Here is a 5024-nt window from a genome sequence, read left to right as displayed (position 1 = left end):
ACAGAGGATCGCAATTTCGCTCCCGGAAACTCGTCCGGGCCCTCGGCCGCCACCAAATGGTCGGCTCCATAGGAAGAGAACGCTGCATCAGACCCATACGGCCTTGCTGAGCCATTGATGCTTTCGGTGAGCTTCGTAGTGAGCGGAGTCTTGCAGGGGACCGGGCTGAAGGTTGCCGGGGACGGGAAGTGTGCGGTGTTCGACAAACGCGGATGCTGTTGTCGTTCAGCGTGAGGCCGGAGGAAGGAAGAGGTACGGACGATGCTGTTCTCGGTTCCGGATCAGGCATGGTGGTGGATCGCGGCTGCGGCGACTGTAGCGGCCGTGATCACGTTCGTGGTGCTGCCGCCTGAGCCCGACGAGATGCCAGAAGCTGTCCGAGCCGCAGTCGAGCGGAACAGGAGGATCGGCAAGTGGGGTGCCTACCTGGGGGTCCCCGTCTTCTGTGCCATAGCGGGCCTGACAGCACTGATCCGGCCGGAGCCAGCGCCAGTCGTTCTGTTCCTGTACAGCGTTGCGGCCGGATCCATGCCGATTGCCCTGCTCCCGATCCGGCGTCGGATGTATCGGCACTACTTCGCCCAGCTGCAGACCCCCGGGAGCAAAATCGCCTTGGACCGCCTCTCGGCCACCTGGCTCTACAGCGTCCTTGGCACGGCGGTCCTCGCATCGACTGCGGCAGTGATGTCAGCGACGTACGGGCCCAGAGGCCTTTGAAGCAGCGTCCTACCTGGTGAGTCGTCGGTAGTTGATAAGGCTGGTGGCGATGGCTGTGAAGGCGAGGAAGTGTTCTAGCTTGCGTTCGTAGCGGCGGTGGAGTCTGCGGCAGCCGCTGAAGCCAGGACATGGTCCGTTCGACGACCCATCGGTGGCGGCCGAGCCGCCCGGAGGTCGCGATCCCCCGGCGGGCGATCCCTGGCGTAATGCCGCGGGAACGGAGCCATTGCCGCAGGTGAGGGTAGTCGTAGCCCTTGTCGCCGTGGAGCTTGTTGGGCCGTCTGCGGCGGGGGCCGCGGTGGCTGCGGTATCGAGGCAACGAGCGGCTTCAGCGCGAGACTGTCGTGAGTGTTCGCCGCAGAGATGGCGACCGCGACCGAAAGGCCGGACCGGTCGGTGACGAGGTGCATCTTCGATCCGTTCTTGCCGCGATCGGTCGGATTCGGTGCTCCCTTTGAGGCCCGGACGCTCACCGAGTCGATGGGCTAAACGCGACCAGTCCAGACCTCCCTGGGCCCCGAGCTCGTCCAGGGTGACCCGGTGGAGACGGGCCCAGACCCTCTCCTTGCTCCAGCAGGCGAAACGCTGGTAGACCGTCGGCCAGGCCGGCCCGAACAGCGGTGGCACCTGCCACCACGTGCAGCCCGACGTGGCCACGAACATGATCGCGGCCAGACACTCACGATCCCCCACCCTCCTGCGGCCGCACTATCACCGTTTCTGGCACCACTCTGATCTGACGCGGGCGCACCCGGTCCGTACGGAAGGCGGGACGGTCCTCTACGAGGGTGGTGAGGATGACGCCGGCGATCCCGGCCCGGCCGGGGTGGGCGATAGCCGCCTGGTCGATGAGCCCCCTGGTGACAGGGCTCGGAACGCAACCGGAAACAGACCGTGTCAGCCTGTGCCAGGTGTTGGGGGATGTCGGCGATGTCCCGGGGCAGCGGCGTCTCCTCCGGAAGAGAGCCGGCGAACGCCTCCTCGAAGACGGCTGCCCGGTCTCGTCGAAGTAGCGCCAGGCCATTGCGGCCGATTCCACGAACCCTTCCGCGAACCGGGCGAATGTCTAATTCGCACGGAAACGGGTCATGGTGAGGAGGGCCTGCCTGAAGCAGCCGGGTACGTCCGCGGTGAGCTCTTCTCACGCCTTCGGCCTCAGGGCCGGGCGACGTCCCGGCCGACTTCGAGCACGGCTTCGGCGCCCTGATCGCCCGCACCCTCGCCGACCTCACCCCCGACGAACGCCACCTCCTGCGCTCCGTCGCCCTGCTGGACGCCTTCGACACCCAGCTCGCCACCCAGACCGCCGGCCTCACCCACCAGGCAGCCGCCCGCCGCCTCATCGAACGGCCCTTCGTCAGCGAGAACCCCTTCGGCCTGTGGCCGTACTACCTCCACGGCCTCATCCGCTCCACCCTCCGCGGCGCCGACGACCACACCGACGACCGCTGGACCCCCGCCGACTGGCACACCGCCGCCACCCGCGCCCACGCCGCCCTCGGCGAGCAGTGGACCGCAGGCCCGGACCGTGACCGGCTGCTCCTGGTCGGCTGTCTGCGCCAGGGCCTCACCCTCGCCCGCGACTTCTGCCTCGACCTCGGCTGGCTCACCGACGCCGCCTGGGCCTACGTCTCCGACTCCGTCTGGGAACCTGTCGCCCCTCCCACCCCGCCCGACCCCGGCACACCCACGGCGGCCGTGAGGCCGGAGACGGCAGCTGACGCGCTCGCTGAACTGCTCTCCACCCTCGCCCGCCGCCAGCACGAGCACCGCGCGATCACCGCCGACCGCCTCACCGCCCTCACCGCCGCCGGGCTCCTGCCCGGCGACCTGCAGGAGATGGCCGTCTACTACCTCGCCAAAGCCCAGCGCGACCTCGGCCGCTCCGCCGACTCCCGCCGCGGCATGCAGTACGTCGCAGACGCCGGCGGCCGCCTCGCCCCCGCCGCCCGCCGCGGACTTGCGCACCTCGCCCGCCTCGCCGGCGACTTCCCAGCCGTCCACGCCGTCGTCCCCACCCTCGGCTGGCCCGGACGACACCACCGCGTCGACGGCGACATCTGGTGGCCCCACGGCGACATGCCCCACGCCGCCGCGTACAAAGCCGCCCGCACCGAAGCCGAACAGCACGGCGTCGCCGGCGAACGCGCCACCTCCCAGGCCCAGCGCGCCTTCACCCTCGCCTTCACCGGCCCCGACCGCGCGGCCGACGAAATCGAACTCGCCCGCCACCTCATCTCCGGCCTCACCCTGCGCCAGACCGGCCACACCATCGACATGGCCGCCCTCGTCCTCGACGCCGGTACCGACCGCAATGTCCTGGACCGCACCAGCGTCCTGCGCGAGGAGATCCGCCTCTCCGGCGTCGCCATCACCACCGCGATCCTCGAGCTCGTCGTCTGCTTCCACCACGCCGTCCTCGACGACGGCCAGGGCCTCACCGACACCACCGCCTGGCTCCGCGACCTCACCGAAGGCGGCGACTACGCGTACTACACCGACATCGCCGCCTTCATGGCCGACCGCCCCGTCCTGACAAGCTCCGCTCGGTGGATCGACGGCGAACCCGCCGTCCGCGAACAGTGGCGGCACCTCGTGCTCGCCCGCCGCTCCCGCCTTCCCCGCCGCTCCCGCCTTCAGAGCTGATGCGGCTGGAACTCCTTGCGCATCAGCGCGACAACATCCCCGAGCGGTGATCGGGGGGCGGTCCCTCCGATCTACGAGCAGCTGCCCCAACGCGGAAACACACCTCTCCTGAGCACTTACCCCTCAGGGCCAGGCGGCTGACAAGAGCAGATGAGCGACACAAGGGCCGCTCTGACCTGAGCTGTTGCAATCAGACCGTGGCGGTGTGCGGCCGATGTTCGGCCAGCCATGTCTCGGCGTAGGAAACGGCGTCAGCCAGGCCGAAGAGCAGGGCCTTCGCACCGCCGACTCGTCCCCTTGTCAACGGTCCTCCCCTCTCGAAGGCCGCACCCAGCTCGTCAAAACGGTCGTCGGAGATCGCGGTGTCACGCACCGTGATCCAACGGCGGCCCTGAGCGGTCATGACGGCGAAGGAATTATCGACCTGCGGGGCAGGAACCCGGTATTCGGCCAGATGGAACGCCGTGCACGATGCAAAGTCCGCGCCCAGAAGAAGGACCCGCGCCTCCGAGTCTTCAAGCCGAGCGAGCGGGCTGCGTTCGCCAAGCCGGCAGTCGAGTGCATGACCCTCCACGATCTTGGCAGCCCGCGGGCCCACGGCCGCGAAGGACGTCTGCGGATGGCAGCTTCGGAGGGCACCCGGCCAGGTCCGGACAGTCTCTGGGATGATGCCGACTCCGACAGTGGGCGTGGTACGTGCATCGAAGGGCGGCATGGCGGCCCGTATATCCGCCCACCATGACTCGGGCACAGGCCGGTTTCCCCAGGACGCCGGATCCGAGTTGTTCCCAGAGTGCGTCGGTACCACCAAGGTCCCATCGTCGCCAAGGGCATCGAGCAGTGCCATGACGACAACACCGGGACCGCCGCAGACCCAGCCAAGCGAGCTGAGCGAAGAGTGCACCAGGAGCGTTTCACCAGGGTGCAGACCGAGAGCGCGCAGGTCCGAGGCGAGCGAATCACGCGTACACATCGGGCCAGCCGAAGCCGTAAGAGACATAACCGGTCAGTGTCCAGGCATCACGGCCCCCGCGCCATCGAGTTTCGCCGCGCCAGTCCTCGCCAGAACACTGATCGTTTTCGGTCCTTGCCGGGGCCCTTTCAGACAGCACCCCCGGTGCGGAAGTACCGGGGACACCCACCACCCCCACTACACAATGAAATCGTACGATCATGTTGAGAGTGGGGGCTGGGGCGCGCGCTGACGTGCAAGAGACCAGAAGAGTGCTGGAGGAGAAGCTCGCGGCCCTGGACGGCCGTGTGGAAGTGGTACGGCGGGAGGTCATCGACGCTCTCGACGAACGCGCCCGGGCACTGCACGCCGACCAGTCCATATCTCTGGCGTCGCCATCGCCACCGCGGTCCTTGAACTCGTCGTCTGCTTCCGCCCGGCCATCCTCGGTGACGCCAAGGCATCACCGAGACCATCGTCCGGCTTCGCGCCCTCACTGACAGCGGCGACTGCGCGTACTGCGCCGACATCGCCGCCTTCATGGCCGACCGGCCCGTCCCGCTGAGCCCCGCGTGGTGGATCGAGGACGAAGCCGCTGTCCGCGGACGGTGGCAGTAGCCGACCAAGGGCAACAGGGCGCGGCGCAGGCACGATGGGTGCGGGTGCGGGTGCGGTTTCGGGCGAGGCGGGGCTGCCGACCCCCGTGGCG

4 protein-coding genes and 1 pseudogene are annotated in these 5024 nt (G+C 68.6%); 2 read left to right on the top strand and 3 right to left on the bottom strand.

Going from position 1 to position 5024, the window contains the following annotated elements:
• Window positions 1–261 precede the first annotated feature (261 nt).
• Window positions 262–717 (top strand): hypothetical protein, encoded by a 456-nt coding sequence (locus tag IE321_RS40720; RefSeq protein ID WP_190226670.1) that lies wholly within the window; start codon window positions 262–264, stop codon window positions 715–717.
• A 9-nt stretch (window positions 718–726) separates the two neighbouring features.
• Here IE321_RS40720 and IE321_RS40715 read toward each other — a convergent pair.
• Window positions 727–1422 (bottom strand): annotated as a pseudogene (locus IE321_RS40715) (IS5 family transposase); the annotation flags it as partial.
• A gap of 450 nt (window positions 1423–1872) precedes the next feature.
• Window positions 1873–2115 (bottom strand): hypothetical protein, encoded by a 243-nt coding sequence (locus tag IE321_RS40710; RefSeq protein WP_190226669.1) that lies wholly within the window; start codon window positions 2113–2115, stop codon window positions 1873–1875.
• A 300-nt stretch (window positions 2116–2415) separates the two neighbouring features.
• Here IE321_RS40710 and IE321_RS40705 point away from each other — a divergent pair, with 300 nt between their 5' ends.
• Window positions 2416–3363, top strand: a complete 948-nt coding sequence (locus IE321_RS40705) for a hypothetical protein (RefSeq protein WP_190226668.1) — start codon at window positions 2416–2418, stop codon at window positions 3361–3363.
• Between the two features lie 190 nt (window positions 3364–3553).
• On the opposite strand, the gene IE321_RS40700 is transcribed toward IE321_RS40705, so the two are convergent.
• The gene (locus tag IE321_RS40700; RefSeq protein ID WP_190226667.1) at window positions 3554–4363 is read right to left on the bottom strand and encodes an AAC(3) family N-acetyltransferase; all 810 of its coding nucleotides are present in this window, start codon (window positions 4361–4363) and stop codon (window positions 3554–3556) included.
• Window positions 4364–5024: the final 661 nt, after the last annotated feature.

Origin of the sequence: Streptomyces hydrogenans, from assembly GCF_014656075.1 — a bacterium.
GTDB classification, from domain to species: Bacteria; Actinomycetota; Actinomycetes; order Streptomycetales; family Streptomycetaceae; genus Streptomyces; species Streptomyces hydrogenans.
The sequence above is the reverse complement of the archived record's forward strand: the minus strand, read 5'-3'. Positions and strand labels throughout refer to the sequence as shown.